Genomic DNA, 17082 nt, shown 5'->3' on the forward strand with positions numbered 1-17082 from the left:
GAGGCGTTAAGAAGGGGCCCTTCCTTACCGCAGGGAGGCGCGGGCGGAGAAGGCGATGCTTGCCAGCAGGAATCCGCCGTTGACCACGGTGAACGCGACCATCAGCCAGAGCGCCAGCGCGGGGGCGAAGGCCAGCACCAGGCCGGCCAGGAAGATCACCGCGCCGTAGTCGCGGACCAGCTTGACCAGGCGTACCGGGAGCGAGGTCGAGGTCACCATGCTCGCCGCGTTCGGCCCCGACTGCATCACCGAGGTCACCAGGTTGACCATCCAGGTGCCCGCGAACACCGCCACCAGCCAGACCGGCGTGGACGGGCGCTGCGCCACGGCTGTCGCGCCGATGGCGGCCACCAGCGCGATCTGGGCGGCCACGTCGCAGAGCACGTCGATCCGGGCGCCGGCCGCGCTGCCCTGACCGGTCACCCGCGCGAGCTGCCCGTCGGCGCAGTCCAGCGCGTACGCGATCTGCCAGGCGACCAGGGCGACCAGCCCGACCACCCAGGCCGGTACGGTGCCGGCGGCCACGTCGTCGGCGAGCGCCACCACTGTGACCGAGGCGGCCAGCCCCAGCACCAGGTTGGCGAGCGTCAGCGCGGTCGGGCGCAACCCGAGGCGCTGCGCGGCCAGCGCGAAGGCCGCCCCGATCCACTGGCTGATCGACTCGCTGAACAGGCCGCCTCCCCGGTTGACCCGGTGGAAGTCGGCGACGGTGGGACGGGGCTCAGCCAATGTGGTCGCGGAGGGCACCGGCGTAGTCTGCCAGCCGCTCCCGCGTCTCGGTAGCGGACATCGCGAGGTGTTCGAGGATGGTGTAGCGGTCCGGCCGGGTGGCCGGCGCGAACTGCACCGCCTCGACGAACTGGTCGTCGGTCAGCTCGACCTCGGCCGGCAGCCGGGGCAGCCCGTGCCGGGTCAGGCAGGCCGCCATCTCGGCGAACCGGCGCTCGTCGCCGCGCAGGTAGGTGCAGAACAGCGCGCCGAGCCCGGCCAGCTCGCCGTGCGAGGCGGTGCCGGGGAACAGCGCGTCGATCGCGTGCATGATCTCGTGGCAGCCGCCGCTGCACGGCCGGCTGGTGCCCTCGATCGCCATCGCCAGACCACTGGAGATCAGCGCGTCGGCGAGCACCGTGACGAAGCCGTCGTCGCTCATGTCGCCCGGGTGGTTGAGCACCGCCTCGGCGCCGGCGCGCGACAGCGAGGCGGCCAGCCCGTCGACCCGCTCACCGCGTACCCGCCGGGCCAGTTCCCAGTCCGCCAGTGCGCTGATGTTGCTCACCACGTCGCCGACGCCGGCCCGGTTGTGCCGCTCCGGCCCGGCCTCCACGAAGTCCAGGTCCACGATCACCGCGATCGGGATGTGCACACCGTAGGAGCCCTTCAGGCCCTCCGTGATCAGGCTCGCCACCGGGGAGGCGATGCCGTCGTTGGCGAGGCTCGTCGCCACCGACACCATCGGCAGCCCTCGCCGGGTCGCCGCGTACTTGGCCACGTCGATGGTCTTGCCGCCGCCGATGCCGACCACCGCGTCGTACGACCGGGTGCGCAGCTTCGCCCCCAGGTCGTCGGCGGCGTCGAGCGTCCCCCCGGCCACCGTGAACACGTCGGCCGAGCGCAGCGACGGCCGGATCAGCTCGGCGATCCGTTCGCCCTGCCCCGGCCCGACCACCACGGCGACGTCGCCACCGGCCGAGATCCGCCCGTCGGAGAGGATCGCCGCCAGGTCGGCCACCGCGCCCCGCCGCACGTCGATGTGCAGCGGGGTGAGGACGCTGCGGGCTAGTAGCGGCACGCGATCTCCCGCGCCCGGGCCAGATCGGCGTGGTTGTCGACCTCGACCCAGGAGACGTCGCCGATCGGGGCCGCCCGCACCTCGCCGCCGCGCTCGGCGAACTCCTGGTAGCCGTCCTCGTAGTAGAGGTTCGGGTCGCGCCGCCAGGTCGCCTCCAGCGCGTCCGCGAGCGGCTCGGCCACCTGCGGCTCGATGAGCGTCGCGCCGATGTACTCGCCGTACGCCTCGCCCGGGTCCATCAGCTTGGTGATCCGGGTGAGCTGGCCGGCGGCGTCGAAGGTGGTCTTCATCTCCTCCTCGGCCAGCGGCTTGAGCGTGTCCACGGCGAGCAGGATGCCCGGGCCGCGCTCGGCCAGCAGCGTCTTCTCCACGCTCACCGGGTGCACGGTGTCGCCGTTGACCAGCAGCACGCCCCGGGAGAAGTGCTCACGCGCCAGCCAGAGCGAGTACGCGTTGTTCCACTCCTCGGCCTTGTCGTTGTAAACCAGGGTGATCGTGACGCCGTACTTCTCCTCCAGGGCGGCCTGGCGCTGCCGCACCGCGTCGGCCGCGTAGCCGACCACGATCACGACCTCGTTCAGCCCCACCTCGGCGAGGTTGCGCAGCGCGATGTCGAGGATGGTGGTCTCCCCGTCGACCGGCACCAGGGCCTTGGGCAGGGTGTCGGTGTACGGCCGCAGCCGGCGCCCCGCACCTGCGGCGAGCACCATCCCGATCATGCCGACACGCTCCTCTTCTCGACCCGATTCCACCCGGCGAGGATATCGCCGGGCACCGACCGGGAGTGGTTCAGCCCGTCAGCCCGATCGAGCGCAGCGCCGCGAAGCCGTCCTCCGCGATCCGCCGGATCATTCCGTCGTTGACATCCCGGTGCTCGTCGAGCAGCGCGATCTCCGACTCCGCAAGCCAGCGGAACTCGGTGTGCTTGCCGGCTTCCAGCCGGGGCCGGCTCAGGTCGCCGTCCACCCGGACCAGGAAGTCGGTCTCCACCCGGGTCAGCCCGTCGTCGGCGGTGTACCGGTATTCGCCGACCAGGCCGAGCACGTGCGACAGGGCCCAGCCGGTCTCCTCGGTGACCTCCCGGCGCAGCGCGTCGTCGATCTCCTCGCCCGGTTCGAGGTGGCCGCCGACGATGTCCCAGCAGTTCGGGAAGAGGCGTCGCTCGGGGGATCGGCGTTGGATGAAGATGCGGCCGTCGTCGTCGACGATCAGCGCGCCGGCGCAGCGGAGGGGCTCGGTGGGCACCCTCCGACAGTAGCCATCCGGGCCGTCTCCGGCGATGCCCGTTCTTGTCCCGGTACGCATCGATGGCCCACCATGTCCGTACTCAGTCGCCGTCCCACAGGGGTGATGTGTGATGCAGGTACGGGAAGCGATGTCCAGCGAGGTACTCGTGGTCGGGCCGGAGCACACGCTCCGGCAGGCCGCCCGGATGATGTCGGCCCGCGGTGTCGGGTCGGCGGTCGTGATCGACCCGGACTCCGAGGGGGTCGGGATCATGACCGAACGCGATGTGCTGAAGGCGATCGGCGCCGGGCTCGACCCGGATGTCGAGCGCACCGGGGCACACCTGACCTGGGACGTCGTCTACGCCGGCCCGGACTGGACGGTCGAGGAGGCAGCCGCGGCGATGGCCCGGGGCGGGTTCCGTCACCTGGTCGTGCTCGACGGCCGGGAGGTGGCGGGAGTGATCTCGGTACGGGACCTGATGCGGGTCTGGGCGGGTGAGCACGCACCGACCCGTACCTGATCCGCCCGGCGCGTACGCGCCGGGGAAAGGGCGATGGCCCGGCCGATATCGGCCGGGCCATCGTCGTATCTGTTCCGTTCCGGTCGTGCCCGCCCGTCAGGGGCCGACGAAGACCGAGGTGCCGCGCCAGTCCACGTCGTCGACGCTCGGACCGCTGCGCACCGTGGCGGAGCCGGTCGGCACGCCGTCGGACCACGCCATCGAGGACAGGGTGCCGGTGCTCCGGGAGACGACGTAGAGCGTGTCGCCGTCCAGGAACAGGCCGCCCGCGTCGGCGAAGGCCGTGGTGCCGGTGACCGTGTTGCGCTCGGCGCCGACGGTGCCGGTGTCCGGCGCGAACCCGCGCCAGAACAGCGTGCTCTGACCGGCCAGCGAGTAGTAGATCCGGCCGCCCTTGTAGAACATGGCGGTCACGTTCGGCAGTTCGGCGGAGAAGTTACCGGTCATGCCGGCGTACGTGGAGCCCTCCGGCGCGGAGCCGGTGACGACCAGGTCCCACTTGGCGTCGTGGTACGGGTCCAGCTTCTTCGGGGTGCCGAACTCGCTGCCGTCGAACGAGCGCTTGTAGAGGTCGCCGCCGACGCCGTAGAACAGGTCACCGCCGACCCAGAAGGCGCCCTTGACGCCCGACCAGCCGGTGTTGTCCGCGTTCGGCACCGACATCGCGTTGCCGACCGAAGTCGCACCGTCGTACGTGCGCTTGGTGATGCTGTCGACGGTGGTGGCCGGCGGCACCGGGGGCAGCTTGACGATCTCGATGCCCTGCACCAGAGGGTTCTCCAGGACGCGACCGAAGTCGATGTCGATGTTGCCGTCGCTGGTGATCGGGAACGCGCGCATGGTGCCCCGGTTGGTGGCGCCGATCGCGGCGATCGGGTCGAAGTTGCTCAGCTTGACCACGCCGTCGATCGTCACGTTGAACTTGCGCTTGCCGGCGGTGGCGGTGCCGGCCCAGCGGTTCGCCAGGTAGAGCCGCACCTGCACCGGCGTGCCGGCCGGGACCGGGAAGTCCCACTGCATGTCCGGCGCGGGCGACTCGTCCCACCGCTCCGCGTTGAACAGCTCCACCGGGGTGCCCGACGGCACCGTGCCGTCGAGGGAGGCGTTCGTGGTGTAGCTGGTCACCTGGTTGCCGGCGTTGTGGTAGGTGCTCGGCGCGGCGGCGGTGTCCGCAGCCCAGGCCGGGCCGCTCGGCGCGGCCAGCTGGTCGCCGCCCGCGTTGACCCGGTAGAGCACGTCGGAGGCGTCCGGCGTGGGCGCGGTCTTGACGATCTCGATGCCGTGCAGAAGCGGGTTCTGGAGCACCCGGCCGAAGTCGATGTCGACCACGCCGTCGCTGACCACCGAGATGGACTGCATGGTGCCGCGGTCGGTCCCGCCGGCGGTGACGACCGGGTCGAAGTCGTTCAGCTTGAGCACGCCGTCGATGCTGACGTCGAACTTGCGGGCGCCCGGCTTGCTCGTGCCGGACCAGCGGTTGGCCATGTAGATCCGGACGTCGACCCGGGTGCCGGCCGCGACCGGGATGTCCCACTGCATGTCCGGCGCGGTCGCCTCGTCCCACCGCTCGGTGTTGAACAGCGTGGCCGGCGTGCTCGCCGGCACGGTGGGGTCGAACGTCGCGTTCGTGGTGTAGCTGGTGACCTGGTTGCCCGTGTTGTGGTACGGGCTGGGCTCGGTGGCGCTGTCGGCGGCCCAGTCCGGCCCGCCGTCGGTGGCCGGGATGGCGGGACCACCGGCGTTGACCCGGTAGAGCACCTCGGTCTGCGCCGCGCGACCGGCCTGGTAGACGTTGCCCGGCAGACCCTTGGTGCTGGTCGAGTGCGGGGCGTTGCCGCCGTCCAGCGGGAAGAAGGCGAGCCGCTTGCGCTGGTAGTCGAAGTTGCCGATGTACTCCTGGTCGCTGCCGAGCCAGAGGCCCTCCTGGGTCACCAGCATCTCGGTGACGCCGTAGCCGCGCGGGTGGCGGCCCGGGTTCCAGGACAGCGGCAGGCCGCTCACCGGGTCGAGCGCCGCGATGCTGGCCCGCGGCACCGCGCCCGGTCCGGCCTTGTCGCGGGCGAGCGGGTTGTTCGACCAGCGGAAGTGACCGCCGACGTAGACGGCCTTCTCGCTGATGCCGACCGAGAGGAAGGTGTCGCCGCCGCTGAAGTTCGTCCAGGTCGGCTTCTGGCCGTCGCCGCTGGCGGCGGTCTCCCAGCGGGCCGCGGAGTCGCAGAGCGTGCCCGGGTACGACGCGCCGGTGGTGACCACGACGAAGTACTTGCTGTCCGGGGAGAACTGGATGTCGCGCACCCACGAGTCGAACGCGGCGTACTTGCAGGCCGCGGAGTAGCCGTCGGTGTTCCAGTCGGCGACGGTCGTCGAGCTCTCGCCCAGGTTGATCCGCACGATCTGGTCGTGCACGACGTCGTCGGCCTTCTTGAAGTTGCCGATCACCACGAGGTGCTTGCCGTCGGGGGAGACGGCGAGCTTCTCCGTACCGACACCGGCCGAGGCGCCGTTGTTGGTCGGCGTCCAGTTGTGGTGCTCGGTGAGCGACACGGTGAGGTAGTCGTCCACCGCACCGGTGGTCGGGTTCAGCGAGGCCAGCCCGTTGCGGTTGGTCGTCGCGGTCACAGTGGTGAAGATGCCGCCCACCAGCAGGTGGCCGTCGACGAGCGCGATGTCGTTCACGGTGCCGTTGAACGCCGGGCCCTTGAACCCGTCGACGGGGGTGCCGTCCGCGACGTTCAGCAGGGCCAGCTTGCGGAAGTTCTTGTCGCCGACCTTGTTGAACTTGCCGGCGACGTACACCGTGCCCGGGGTCGGGCCGGCGATGACGGCGGTGACGTCACCGTCGAGCACCGGCGCGAACGCGTTGTCGATCTTGCCGGTCGCCTTGTCGAAGGCGAGCAGTCCGCGGCGTTCGACCGGGGTGGGTGAGGAACCCCGGTTCTGCGCGTTGGTGAACGAGCCGCCGACGATCACCTTGCTGCCGGCGTCGTGGATGGCCACGACGTTGCCGTCGTTGATGTTCGGCGTCTTCTCCGAGGGCACCTCGCCGACCATCGTGCTGTGGTCGGGCGCGGACGCCGCGGCCGGCGCGGCGAGCGCCGGTACCGGTGTGAACAAGGTGGCGATGCCGAGCACGGCAGCGCCGAAGGCGGACACCGAGCGGTGTCTCAGGATCGAGGAAGCCACAGGCTACTCCGGGGGGAAACGTCGGAGGCGCTGCGATCGTGGTCGGTGCCGACATGAGGCGGGGCGTCACCCGACCGACCGCAGACGTGAGAGCAATACCTTCTCGCATTCGGCCGTCGCCCGTCCACCCGGGTTGGGCCTTTTTGACCGAGGAAACGCACCGGGTCACACGAAAAGACGAACGACGATCACCTGGTGGACACGGAGGGTGTTCCTGAGGAAACACTCAGGTCGGGCATCGGCGGCTGGAAGTACGGATCGGTCGCCATCTCCCGGAATACCTGCTCGCTCTCCGGGTCGTTGCCGAAGGTGCTGTCGTAGATGGGCTTCTCCGTCTGCCGGGCCGCGAAGTAGACCGCCGCCTTGATCTGCGGGTGCTTCTTCAGGTACGGCCCGACCTCGCGCATCCATTCGGCCCGCTGGCCCGGCCGCCCGTCCTGGGTCAGGCCGTACTCGCCGATGATGACCGGTCGCGGGTGCTTCTTGGCGAACGCCATGAAGTGGTCCATCCGGTTGGAGAAGCTGTTCCACTCCGGACTGGGATAGACGTCCGCGCAGAGCCAGTCGACCTGGTCGTCGCCCGGGTAGTAGGCGGCGGCCCGGCGCTGCGGCTCGGCGAACCCGTCCGCGTGCGGGCACCACACCCACCCGGCGTTGGTGACGCCCATCTCGGCGAAGATGCCGCGGACGTGCTTCCAGGCGGCGACGTAGTCCTCCGGCGAGTGCATGCTCGCGGCCAGGTTCGGCCGGTCCATCTCCCACCGGTAACGCAGCAGCACCGGAACGCCGAACTCCTTGACGTCCTTCGCGCGTTCCCGGATCAGCGCGTCGTAGACGCCGCTGACCGTGGACCGGGTGTCGGTGCCCTGCCACGAGATCATCTGGAGCTTGCCCCGGGACTGGAACAACTTCTCGGTGGCGCTCGGGAACGGCTCGTTCCACTCGTGGAACATGTGCGCGATGGCGAGCTTGCCGCCGGCCGCCTGGTTGAACGCGTCGAACGCCGCGGCCCGCCCGCTGGCGTTGTGGTACTGCGGCTTGACCCAGGTGCCGAGCCAGGCCCCCTTCTCCGGCGGCTCCGGCCCCCACCCGGTGGTGCGGACCGGAGCGGTCCGCGGTGTCACAGTCGGCGGGGGCGGCACCGCCGTCGCCGTCTCGTCGGATCGCTCCGAGCCGATGTCACAGGCCGCCACGGCCGGGGCCAGGAATGCCAGGCCCAGCACGGCAGCCATCGTCAGTCGTAACCGTCGTACCACCGCAACCTCTCCCCAGGACGGTCGCCGGCCACGGTATGGGGCCCTGACGGATCCGCGTGGGCGGAGAGGCACGCCGGGCCGGGCGGGCGACCCCTGGCACTCTACCTGTGACGCGGCGCTCAGGCGGGGTAGCCGAGTTGCGTCAGCAGCGGCCCGGCCTGAGCCATCACGTCGGCCAGATCCTTTTCGGTCAGTCGCTGCCGCCACCGGCCCACCGAGCCCGGCCGCGCCTTGGCGAAGCGGGCGTGCAGCGCCTCCCGCCCGGCCGGGTCACCGACCTCCAGGAAGTCGGCCACGACCTCGGCCGCCTCGGCCGGGCGGGTGACGATGTCCTCGTACCGCAGGTGCCGCACCCGTTCCGCGGGCAGCTCGGCGAGCTGCGTGAGCGCGCTGCTGGTGAACCGCCGCCACATCCAGGCCGACCGGCCCAGGTCGGAGACCTGCGTGAACTCCTCGCGCCGCTCCGGCTCCACCCAGAACCGGGGCGCGGCGCCCCACGGCGTACCGCCCCGGCCGCTGCGGCCGGTGCCGGTGGACGCGGCGTTCAGCCAGGGCTGCTCGGCGTGCGACACCGCCACGTCCCGCCCGTCCCGGTAGACGTGCAGGAAGACCGCGTCCGGGAAGACCTCGGTCAGGAACGGCACGATGAAACAGTTCTCCGGGTCCTTCTCGGCGAACCGCAGGCCGCCGTGCCCGGACGCGGCGAGCAGCGCGCCGTAGTAGCCGCGGAAGTAGCGGGCGGCCCGCTGCGGCGTCCAGCTTCCCTCGTAGACACAGCGGGCGACCGCCTTGGTCAGGCGCGGTTCGAAGTGGTACGACACGTCCGGCAGCGCGCCGACGCAACTGCCGAGGAACGTGGTGCCGGAACGCGGGGCGCCCAGGATGAAGATCGGACGCTCCACCTTCAGGGTGAGCCGGCGGCCGCCCCCCTCGACCGGCCGTTCCAGCTCGCGGCGTTCCTTGCGGTCCGCCAGGAGACCGACCGCGGCGAGCTTCGCGGCCTTCACGGTGGACAGGCCGGAGTGCGGGGCGGGGGAGTCGCTTGTCATCGAAGGTCCCATCGGTGCGCAGGATCGGTCAGGACTGGGCGGCCGGGTCCGCCCCGGCCCGGTTACGGCCGCGGCGGAGGGCGCGCAGCGCGTCGAGGTGCAGGGTGCGCCGCCAGCGCCAGACGCCCGTCGCGTACGCGACCAGCCCGGCGACCGTCACCAGCGCGAGTACCAGCGGACCGGCGCCGAGCAGGGTCGCCAGGCCGAGCGGCAGACCCAGCGTGACCACCGCCAGCGCCATCGCGGCCCGGGTACCGGCGCCGAACGGGTGCAGCCGCATCGACCACCAGAGCTGGGTCAGCGGCACCAGGTTGGTGACCAGGATGGAGACGGTCCAGGCCAGGGCCGCGCCGAGGATGCCGTACCGCGGGATGAGCACCAGGTTGCCGACCACGTTGAGCACGGTGCCGGTCATCGCGTTGTAGAACGTCCACGCGGTGCGCCCGGCCATGTTGAGCACCATGTCGACCATGCCGCAGCCGGTGGCCAGCAGCATGGTCAGCGCCAGCAGCACCACGACCCGACGTCCGTCGCCGTACCCGGATCCGAACAGTGCCAGCATCGGCGTGGCGAACGCCGCGAAGATCAGGTACGCGGGCCAGGAGAGCAGCACGAGCCAGCCGGTGGCGGCCTGGTAGAGCTGGCGCGCCTCGGCCCGGTCGTCGCGGGCGAACGCGGCGGCCAGCCGGTGCTGCACCGAGCTGGACAGCGCGACGCTGGAGAGCTGACCCAGCGCCAGGAACCGGGTCGCGGCCGTGTAGATCGCCGCGTCCGCCGGGCCGCGCAGCGCGCTGAGCAGCACGATGTCCAGCCGCTGCACCACGATCGCGGCCAGGCTGCTGACGGCGCGGGGCCCGGTGAACCGCCAGAACGGCCCGGCCAGCTCGCGCGCCGGCACCGGCCGGGTCACCTGCCGCCCGGCCCGGCCGACCAGCCGGCTCAGCCAGAACAGCGCGACCACCGCGGCGATCAGGTACGGCACCACCCAGGCCAGCGGCAGCGCGACGGTGGCGGACATGCCGAGCCAGGCGGCCACCGCCACACCCAGGAACTGCACCAGCGTGCGGCCGAGCCGCTCAACAGTCAGCAGCGGGCGCATCTGGCCGAAGCCGCGGCAGGCGGCGAGCGCGTAGTCGTTCAGCGCGGCCAGCGGCACGAACGCCAGCAGGATGCGCAGCGCGGTCACCGCCTCCGGCCCGGCCTCCGGCATGGTGGCCCGGGCCAGCGCCGGTGCGGCCAGCCAGCCGGCCAGCCCGAGCAGCGTGCCGACCACGAGCACCGGCAGCAACCCGACCAGGATGGTGCCCCGGATCTGGTCGCGGCGGTCGAGCGTGCGCTGGCGGCTGACGAAGTAGACGGTGCCGACGTCGGTGCCGAGCCGGGCCGCCGACGCGGCGATCATGAACGCGCTGGTGGCGGCGAAGAACATGCCCGCCTCGCGGACCGACCAGCCGCGGGCGATGACGATGTTCAGGCCGAAGCCGGCGACCGCGGCCAGCCCGACCCCGACCAGGTTGGCGAAGCCCTGCCGGGCCGCGCCGCCCAGCCCCGCGCCCGGCCCGGGGGGCGGTGCGGTGAGCGTCGGGGTGCCGCCGGCGTCCGCCCGCGTCACCGCCGCCACGACGGCACGCGTCCCCACCACGTCGCCAGCCGCTCGTCGTACGGCGCGAAGTGGTCCTCCAGCCGGGTCCGCAGCTCCGCCGACATGGGCGAACGGGAGCGCGAGTTGTGCTTGCCGAACGCGATGTCCGCCCAGCGGGGCAGCCCGAGGAAGTCGCAGACCGCGTCGAAGGAAGGGCGCGGGTCGGCGAAGAAGTCGTCGCTGTCGATGACGTGCATGCGGTCCCGGCCGACCAGCGCCTCCAGGCGCTCCAGCTGCTCGATGTAGCGGCCGCGGGCCAGGTACGCGTTGTGCTGGAGGTGCTCGCTGGCGTACGACGCGGAGCTGATCATCCGCTCCCGCTCGCCCGCCGTACGGGACTCCTCCAGCGCGAGCGCCCGCTCGAAGTCCGCCTCGGTCTCGTAGCCGCGGGCCAGCTCGTGCGAGTGCGCGGAGTAGGCGCGCTCCACCGGGTCACGCAGCAGCACCAGCAGCTTCACCGAGGGCAGGTCCCGGGCGATCCGTTGCCCGGCCAGCGGATGGAACATGTAGTACGGGCTGGACTCGCCGGTGATCCCGCGTACCCCGATCTGGGCCTTCACCGCCTCGGCCTTGCCGGTGGTGGGGAAGTGCCCGAGGTACCAGCTCATCCCCCGGTGGTAGTCCATGTCGAAGTAGTGCACGCCCTTGTGGTAGGCGGGCGGCAGCACACCGGGATGCTGCGACAGCGTCTTGAACAGCGAGGTGGTGCCGCAGCGCTGCGCCCCCACGATCAGGAATCCCGGCACCATCCGCGAACCGGCGGTCAGCCGGCCGACCGTCCGGCTCACCGACTTCACCGCGCGGAGCGCCTGCTCCTTGGCCAGCGTCACGTCCCCACTCCTCACTCTCACCCGGCCCGGCGGGCCAGGTGTTCCTCGACGGCGGGCAGCAGCCAGGTGTCGACGTGCCCCAGTCGCGCACCCGCCTCCGCCTGCCGGTCCCGCAGGTAGCGCGCCGCGAGCTCCACCAGGTAGAGCACGGCGACCAGATCGGCGCCCCCGCCGGTCTGGTCGAACGGCGCCAGGGTGGCCCCGGCGCCGGCGATCAGCGCTCGGGCCGCCTCGACCGGTTCCACCCCGTCGTGGCTCATCGCGCCCTGCACCGCCAGGTGCAGCGCGTCGTACCCGGCCGGCACGTCCGCCTCGAACCGCTCCCAGTCCCAGACCAGCACCCGGCCGTCGGCCAGCACGGCGCTGTTGCCGCCGTTCCAGTCACCGTGCCAGGCGCCGAAGGCCACCACCGGGTCGGCGTCCGCGACGGACTTCAGCGCCGCGCGCAGCCGCCCGGCCTCCGGCCGGGGTCCGAGCGCGTCCACCGCCTCGGTGAGCCGGGCCGCGTGCCCGCTGGCCGCCCAGGACTGCCGGCGTACGCCGAGACAGCCCGCGACCGCCACCATCGCGTCGCGTTCGGCCGCCTCCGCGGCGGCCGGGGTGGCCCGGGGCAGCCGCACCGGCAGCGCCTCCTGGACCAGCAGCGCGTGGCCGTGCCAGTCGCCGTGGTGGCGTACCCCGGCCAGCACCACCGGGCCGAGCGGCACCTCGGCGAGGCGGCGCAGCGCGTCCGCCTCGGCGTGCACCAGCGCGCGGGTCAGCGGGTCGACGCCGAGCTTGGCGTACCCGAGGGCCCGGCCGTCCGGGGCGAGCAGTTGCAGCACCGGCTTGCGGTTCGCCCGGGCCGGCCCGATGTGCAGGCTCACCAGCGCCGGCTCGCCGAGCACCTCGGTCAGGTGCGCGTCCAGCCCGCCGCCGTCGACCACCAGCCGGTCGCGGAACACCAGTGGGCCCAGCCCGAGCCGGAACGCCGTGGACAGCCCTTGCCGGACCAGCTTGGCCTTGCGGCCGACCGCCTCGGTGGAGTGCCGGACCGCGCTCGCCGCCGCCCGGCCCGAGCCGGTGGGCACGAGCAGCCGGGGGCGGGACGCCGAGGGCACCACCACCCAGCCGGCGCCGCCGCGGCGCAGGCTGGGCTCGGCCGGCGCGGGCCAGATCAGCCCGGCCAGTTCACCGAGGTACGCGGCACGGCCGTCGCCGTCCGGGGGTACGCGGAACACCATCAGCTGTCACCGGTCTTTTCCAGTCGGGCCCGTAGCCCGGCGATCGTGCCCTGGGGTGGCGCCGGCGCGAGGGACCGGCGTATCCGGTCGTTGCGGGCCAGCAGGGCGACAGTGATCAGGGCGTAGGCGAGTGTCGCTTCCATCGCACCGTAGGTGAACTGGAAGAAGAGCATGAGGATGAGGATGAGCGTGCCGGCGATGCCGATCGCGCTGTGGTCGCGGCGGTAGCGCCAGATGCAGTAGATGAAGAAGGCGTTGTAGCAGATCGCGCCGACCCAGCCCTGCCCGACGAGCAGCGCCCAGACCTGGCCGTTGCTGCCCAGTTCCCGGTTGCCGCACTGCTTGCAGTCCTCGGACTTGCCGATGGCGATGGACCGGTTGCTGCCGATCAGCGCCCGGTTGCCGCCGTACCCGAGGATCGGCGAGTGGTTGGCCGCGGCGACCGCGCCCTGGGACAGCGTGGTCCGGATGTCGTCGCTGTGGCCGTTCTGGAGGCGTTCGTCGAAGGTGCGGCCGAGCGGTGTGGCGACGATCAGCACCCCGATCAGCCCGACCGCCAGGGCGAGCCCGCCGAGCACCACCATTCGGCCGCGCAGCGCGAGCCGCAGCGCGACGTACGCGGCGGCGATGCCGAGACCGATCCAGAGGCCCCGGTTCAGCGAGTAGACGATCGGGAAGATCGCGGCCAGGGCGATCGCCACGCCCGCGGTACGGCGCATCGGCTTGCCCAGCACGACCCAGCCGACGATCAGCCAGACCAGCAGGATGGCGGTGTTCTGGCCCCACGAGTTCGTGTAGGTGAACGGCGCGGACGGGCGGGGCGAGCTGGCCTCCCCCTCGATCACCTGCTGCACCTGGGCGAACTTGATCTCCATGAGCGAGGTGACGTACGGGTGACCGGCGATCGACTGGGGCAGGACGAATCGCAGCGGCGCGACGAACGTGAGGTTCGGGAACAGCGAGCCGATCCAGCCGCCGAGCACCACGACCACGCCCATGAACCCGAACAGGCGGACCATCCGGCGCTGGGACAGCTCCCGCTCCCGCAGGTTGTAGACGTAGAGCATGGTCACGGTCATGGCGACGTAGTTGGCGAGCCGGATGCCCCAGCCGATGTACTTGCCGCTGCCGCCGGGTGGCAGCGTGTTCGGCGCGGTGAGGTCGAGGGTGAGCACGGACAGGAACACCCAGAGCAGCAGGACCATCCAGATCCCGAAGCCGGGCGGCACCCGGATCGGGCCCCGCTTGCGCATCTGCACCACCATCGGCACCGCGAAGATGACGAAGACGAAGCTCGACACGCCGAGCACCCACCACAGCGGGTACAGCAGGAAGACCGAGATCAGCGGCCACGCCGTCGGCAGCCGCCACGACCAGCTCTCCGGCCGTACCGTCACCGGCCGCAGGCGGTTCCCGTCCGGCGGCGACACCGCCCCGACCGGAACCGTCCCGCGCGCGGTGCGGGGCGGGGTGGCGGTGCTCATTTCACGGTGACCTTGGCGGTGGTCGGCGCGTAGATCACCCACGCGTTGCCGGGCTGGGGGTGCAGGAGATCGCCGCCGGTGTCGGCGAGCGTGCAGACCATGCCCAGGCCGGGCTTGCGCCACCGGCCCTTCGCGCTGTTCGGCCCGGACACCGCCAGCACCGCGCCCTCACCGAAGACGTTCGCCGAGGGCAGCGAACGCGGGGACGGGTTGCGGACGTCCAGCGTGCGGTACTCCATCGTCAGCACGATGACGGAGGCGGCGGTCACGGTGACCTTGCCGACCTTGCCGACCCAGACGGACTTGGCCTGGTCGTACCGCCAGACCATCGGCGGGCCGCCGGAGACGGTGACGGTGAGTTCGGTGGCCGGCGCGAGGTCGCGGGCGGCGAGCGCGTCGCCCTCGCCGGCGTGGTCGATCGGCGGGGTGGGCGGCTGGCCGCCCTTCGGGGCGGCCTTGAGCAGCGCGGCGGTCGACGTGTAGTCGCCGGAAAAGACCTTGCTGTCGTCGTCGGGCGTCACGCCGTCGAGGTCGGAGTTCTCGAACTGGGTGAGGAAGCCGGTGGGGCCGCCGTCGTAGCCGACGAACGGGCGCAGCACGGCGAGCGACCGGATGTCGACCGGCCGGATCTCGGTGACCGGGCCGATCTTGGTGGCGTCCTTGGAGTGGAACACGGCGGTCAGGTGCAGCGTGTCGGACTCGGCGAACTCGGCGTAGACCAGGTCGGCGGCGTCCAGGCCGGCCGGGGTGGTCGCGGGGCTCACCCGCAGCGGCACAGCGACCGCCTGGCGGGTGGCGGCGGCCGGGGTGCTCACCGGCGCGCCGGTCAGCGGGCCGGTGGGCAGGGTCGGCGAGGCACTGGCCGATGACGGCGAGGCGGTGACGTCGCCCGGGTCCACCACCTGGACCTTGCCCGGCTTGGGCTCGGGCTCGCTGCACCCCGCCCCGACGCCGAGGACGACGGCGGGGGCGATGGCGGCGCGGAGCATCTGCCGGCGGTTCACCCCAGGTCCTCGCCGGAGTCGAGCGCGTAGCTGCGGCCGTCGCCGTCACCCCGGGAGCGGTACGTGCCGCCGGTGCCGTTGAGCGGCACCGGCTTACCCGGCATGCCCTGGTTGCCGGGGTTCGGCGGCGGGGTGGCCTTGCCCGGTGCCGGCTTCGCCGGGGCGGGGCGGGACGACTGCATGCGCGGCAGCACCATCGTCGACTCGGCGGACGGGCCGGGGCTCGGCCGGGGCTTGGGCCGGTTGGCCGGTGCCACCGGCGTGCTCGGCGTGCCCGACGTGCTGCTCGCACCGCCCGAGGACGCCGGCCGGGCGGCGCCGGCCACCGGGGCGGGCAGGCGCGGGGCCAGCACGGCACCGATCACCGGCGCGTTCACCTGCTCGAACTGCTGCAGGGCGGCGGTGATCTCACCGCTGCGGGTCTTGCCCGCCTCGGCCACCATGATCACGGCGTCGACGTACCGGCCCAGGGCCTGGGCCTCCACGGCGAACGTGGGCTGCGCGGTCTCGATGATCACGTGGTCGAAGCGCGCGGACAGCTCGTGCATGATCTCCAGCAGACCGGCGACCGGCAGCTCGACCTCCGCGTCCAGGTCGCCCGGCACCAGCACCCGGAGCTGGCCCAGCCCCGGCACCGGCGCGAGCGCCTTGAGCGGGGGTACGTCGCGGCGCAGCACCGATGCCAGGTTGTGCCGGCCCTCGGCCACGCCGGTGATGGCGCCCACCGTCGAGTCGGGCTTGGTGGTGATCAGCGCGACCTGCTGGCCGGTACGGGCGTACGCGGCGGCGAGGTTGGCGGCGACGAATCCGGCGGCGGTGCCGGCCGAGGCGTCGCAGATCAGCAACTGGCGACCGCGCCCGCCCTGCGCCGGTTCGGGCACGGCGGACAGCAGCACGTTGCGCAGCCGGCCCAGCTCGCGGGAGACCCGGTGGGTGGCCGGCAGGACGGCCAGCGACGGCGCGCGCACCGGCAGTTCCAGCAGCAGCGGCAGGCCGACCCGGTCGGAGATGTCGCGACCGCGCCGGATCCGGGTGTCGAGCCGGTCCAGCACCAGCGCCAGCACGATGCCGAGCAGCAGGCCCGCGCCCATGCCGCTGGCGAGGTTGAGCGTGCGGTTCGGTGAGCTGGGCGAGTCGGGGAGACGGGCGTCGGAGATGATCTCGCCGGGGTCGGAGCCGGCCGAGACCAGCGGGCTGAGCCGGTTGTTCAGGCCGGTGATCTGGCTGGTGAGAAGGCTCCGTTCGGCCTCGGCCCGCTCCCGCTCGGGCGAGTTCGACGGCGACGCCGCAATCCGCCCGGCGACGGCACTGAGCTGCTTCTGCAGCTCGGCGATCTGCTGCTTGAGCGCGGTCGTCTCGTTCTCCAGCGCCTTCTGCGCGGTGGCCTTGCGCAGGTCCAGATACGCCTGGGCGAACGCGTGCGAGCCCGACTGGGCGCCCTCGGGGCTGTTCGCCTCGTACGCCACCTGGAGGATCTGGCTGTTCGGCGGCACCTTGACGGTCACCGACTTGACCAGCTGGTCGGCACCGGTGTCGACCTTCATCAGCGCCTTGGCCCGCTCGGCCACCACCAGCGAGCGGACCACCTGGGCCTCGGTGTCGAGGTTGACCTTGGCGTTGGGGTTGCTCTCCGCGCCCGAGCCGAGCGGGCGCACCAGCAGCGAGGTGGTCGAGGTGTAGCGCGCCTCCTGGATCTGGTTCAGCGCCAGCCCACCACCGAGACCGAGGGCCGCGGCGAGCAGCAGGATCCACCAGCGGCGGCGCAGCCAGCCCAGGTAGGCCATCAGGGCAAGACCGTCGGCGTCGCTCTCGGCCAAATGGGGTGAGGGCATCAGAGTCTGTCGCTCCCTTTCGACCGAGCCGGGCAGTCCA

At 72.3% G+C, this 17082-nt stretch carries 14 protein-coding genes; 1 reads left to right on the forward strand and 13 read right to left on the reverse strand.

What is annotated here, in order from left to right:
* Positions 1-24: 24 nt before the first annotated feature.
* From FHX31_RS30815 to FHX31_RS30830, 4 genes are all read right to left on the reverse strand, one after another.
* The gene (locus FHX31_RS30815) at positions 25-747 is read right to left on the reverse strand and encodes a CDP-alcohol phosphatidyltransferase family protein (protein WP_013289283.1); all 723 of its coding nucleotides are present in this window, start codon (positions 745-747) and stop codon (positions 25-27) included.
* Positions 722-1789 carry an iron-containing alcohol dehydrogenase family protein gene (locus FHX31_RS30820; protein WP_091413337.1) on the reverse strand — a complete coding sequence of 356 codons (1068 nt, stop codon included), beginning with the start codon at positions 1787-1789 and terminating at the stop codon, positions 722-724. The genes FHX31_RS30815 and FHX31_RS30820 overlap by 26 nt, the downstream gene beginning before the upstream one ends.
* Complete coding sequence (locus tag FHX31_RS30825; RefSeq protein ID WP_047890502.1) at positions 1777-2508, reverse strand: phosphocholine cytidylyltransferase family protein; 732 nt, start codon at positions 2506-2508, stop codon at positions 1777-1779. Before FHX31_RS30825 ends, FHX31_RS30820 begins: the two co-directional genes overlap by 13 nt.
* A 70-nt stretch (positions 2509-2578) precedes the next feature.
* Positions 2579-3034: an NUDIX domain-containing protein gene (locus FHX31_RS30830; protein WP_235437298.1), complete on the reverse strand. Its 456-nt coding sequence runs from the start codon at positions 3032-3034 to the stop codon at positions 2579-2581.
* Between the two features lie 112 nt (positions 3035-3146).
* Here FHX31_RS30830 and FHX31_RS30835 point away from each other — a divergent pair, with 112 nt between their 5' ends.
* A complete protein-coding gene (locus FHX31_RS30835; protein WP_013289279.1) occupies positions 3147-3539 on the forward strand; it encodes a CBS domain-containing protein in 393 nt (130 codons plus the stop codon).
* Between the two features lie 96 nt (positions 3540-3635).
* Here the strand turns inward: FHX31_RS30835 and FHX31_RS30840 are convergent, their stop codons facing one another.
* From FHX31_RS30840 to FHX31_RS30880, 9 genes are all read right to left on the reverse strand, one after another.
* Positions 3636-6722 (reverse strand): malectin domain-containing carbohydrate-binding protein, encoded by a 3087-nt coding sequence (locus FHX31_RS30840; RefSeq protein ID WP_184977630.1) that lies wholly within the window; start codon positions 6720-6722, stop codon positions 3636-3638.
* Between the two features lie 188 nt (positions 6723-6910).
* Positions 6911-7954, reverse strand: a complete 1044-nt coding sequence (locus FHX31_RS30845; protein WP_013477474.1) for a glycoside hydrolase family 26 protein — start codon at positions 7952-7954, stop codon at positions 6911-6913.
* A 143-nt stretch (positions 7955-8097) separates the two neighbouring features.
* Positions 8098-9027: a sulfotransferase family protein gene (locus tag FHX31_RS30850; RefSeq protein WP_030272655.1), complete on the reverse strand. Its 930-nt coding sequence runs from the start codon at positions 9025-9027 to the stop codon at positions 8098-8100.
* A 28-nt stretch (positions 9028-9055) separates the two neighbouring features.
* Positions 9056-10669 carry an oligosaccharide flippase family protein gene (locus tag FHX31_RS30855; RefSeq protein ID WP_013289275.1) on the reverse strand — a complete coding sequence of 538 codons (1614 nt, stop codon included), beginning with the start codon at positions 10667-10669 and terminating at the stop codon, positions 9056-9058.
* On the reverse strand, positions 10636-11499 hold the full coding sequence (locus tag FHX31_RS30860; protein WP_013477472.1) for a sulfotransferase family protein: 864 nt from the start codon (positions 11497-11499) through the stop codon (positions 10636-10638). Before FHX31_RS30860 ends, FHX31_RS30855 begins: the two co-directional genes overlap by 34 nt.
* Positions 11500-11516: 17 nt before the next feature.
* Positions 11517-12722: a hypothetical protein gene (locus tag FHX31_RS30865; RefSeq protein ID WP_013289273.1), complete on the reverse strand. Its 1206-nt coding sequence runs from the start codon at positions 12720-12722 to the stop codon at positions 11517-11519.
* Positions 12722-14206 (reverse strand): O-antigen ligase family protein, encoded by a 1485-nt coding sequence (locus tag FHX31_RS30870; protein WP_013289272.1) that lies wholly within the window; start codon positions 14204-14206, stop codon positions 12722-12724. Before FHX31_RS30870 ends, FHX31_RS30865 begins: the two co-directional genes overlap by 1 nt.
* The gene (locus tag FHX31_RS30875; RefSeq protein WP_184977631.1) at positions 14203-15210 is read right to left on the reverse strand and encodes a DUF3048 domain-containing protein; all 1008 of its coding nucleotides are present in this window, start codon (positions 15208-15210) and stop codon (positions 14203-14205) included. Before FHX31_RS30875 ends, FHX31_RS30870 begins: the two co-directional genes overlap by 4 nt.
* A complete protein-coding gene (locus FHX31_RS30880) occupies positions 15207-17042 on the reverse strand; it encodes a Wzz/FepE/Etk N-terminal domain-containing protein (RefSeq protein ID WP_184977632.1) in 1836 nt (611 codons plus the stop codon). The genes FHX31_RS30875 and FHX31_RS30880 overlap by 4 nt, the downstream gene beginning before the upstream one ends.
* Positions 17043-17082 lie beyond the last annotated feature (40 nt).

This window comes from Micromonospora sp. CNZ286 (assembly GCF_014207755.1).

Excerpts from the sequence above, each read along its gene's own strand:
- FHX31_RS30880 (WP_184977632.1), bottom strand. The coding sequence starts at position 17,042 with ATGCCCTCACCCCATTTGGCCGAGAGCGACGCCGACGGTCTTGCCCTG.
- FHX31_RS30825 (WP_047890502.1), bottom strand. The coding sequence starts at position 2,508 with ATGATCGGGATGGTGCTCGCCGCAGGTGCGGGGCGCCGGCTGCGGCCG.
- FHX31_RS30845 (WP_013477474.1), bottom strand. The coding sequence starts at position 7,954 with ATGGCTGCCGTGCTGGGCCTGGCATTCCTGGCCCCGGCCGTGGCGGCC.
- FHX31_RS30835 (WP_013289279.1), top strand. The coding sequence starts at position 3,147 with ATGCAGGTACGGGAAGCGATGTCCAGCGAGGTACTCGTGGTCGGGCCG.
- FHX31_RS30870 (WP_013289272.1), bottom strand. The coding sequence starts at position 14,206 with ATGAGCACCGCCACCCCGCCCCGCACCGCGCGCGGGACGGTTCCGGTC.
- FHX31_RS30865 (WP_013289273.1), bottom strand. The coding sequence starts at position 12,722 with ATGGTGTTCCGCGTACCCCCGGACGGCGACGGCCGTGCCGCGTACCTC.
- FHX31_RS30850 (WP_030272655.1), bottom strand. The coding sequence starts at position 9,027 with ATGACAAGCGACTCCCCCGCCCCGCACTCCGGCCTGTCCACCGTGAAG.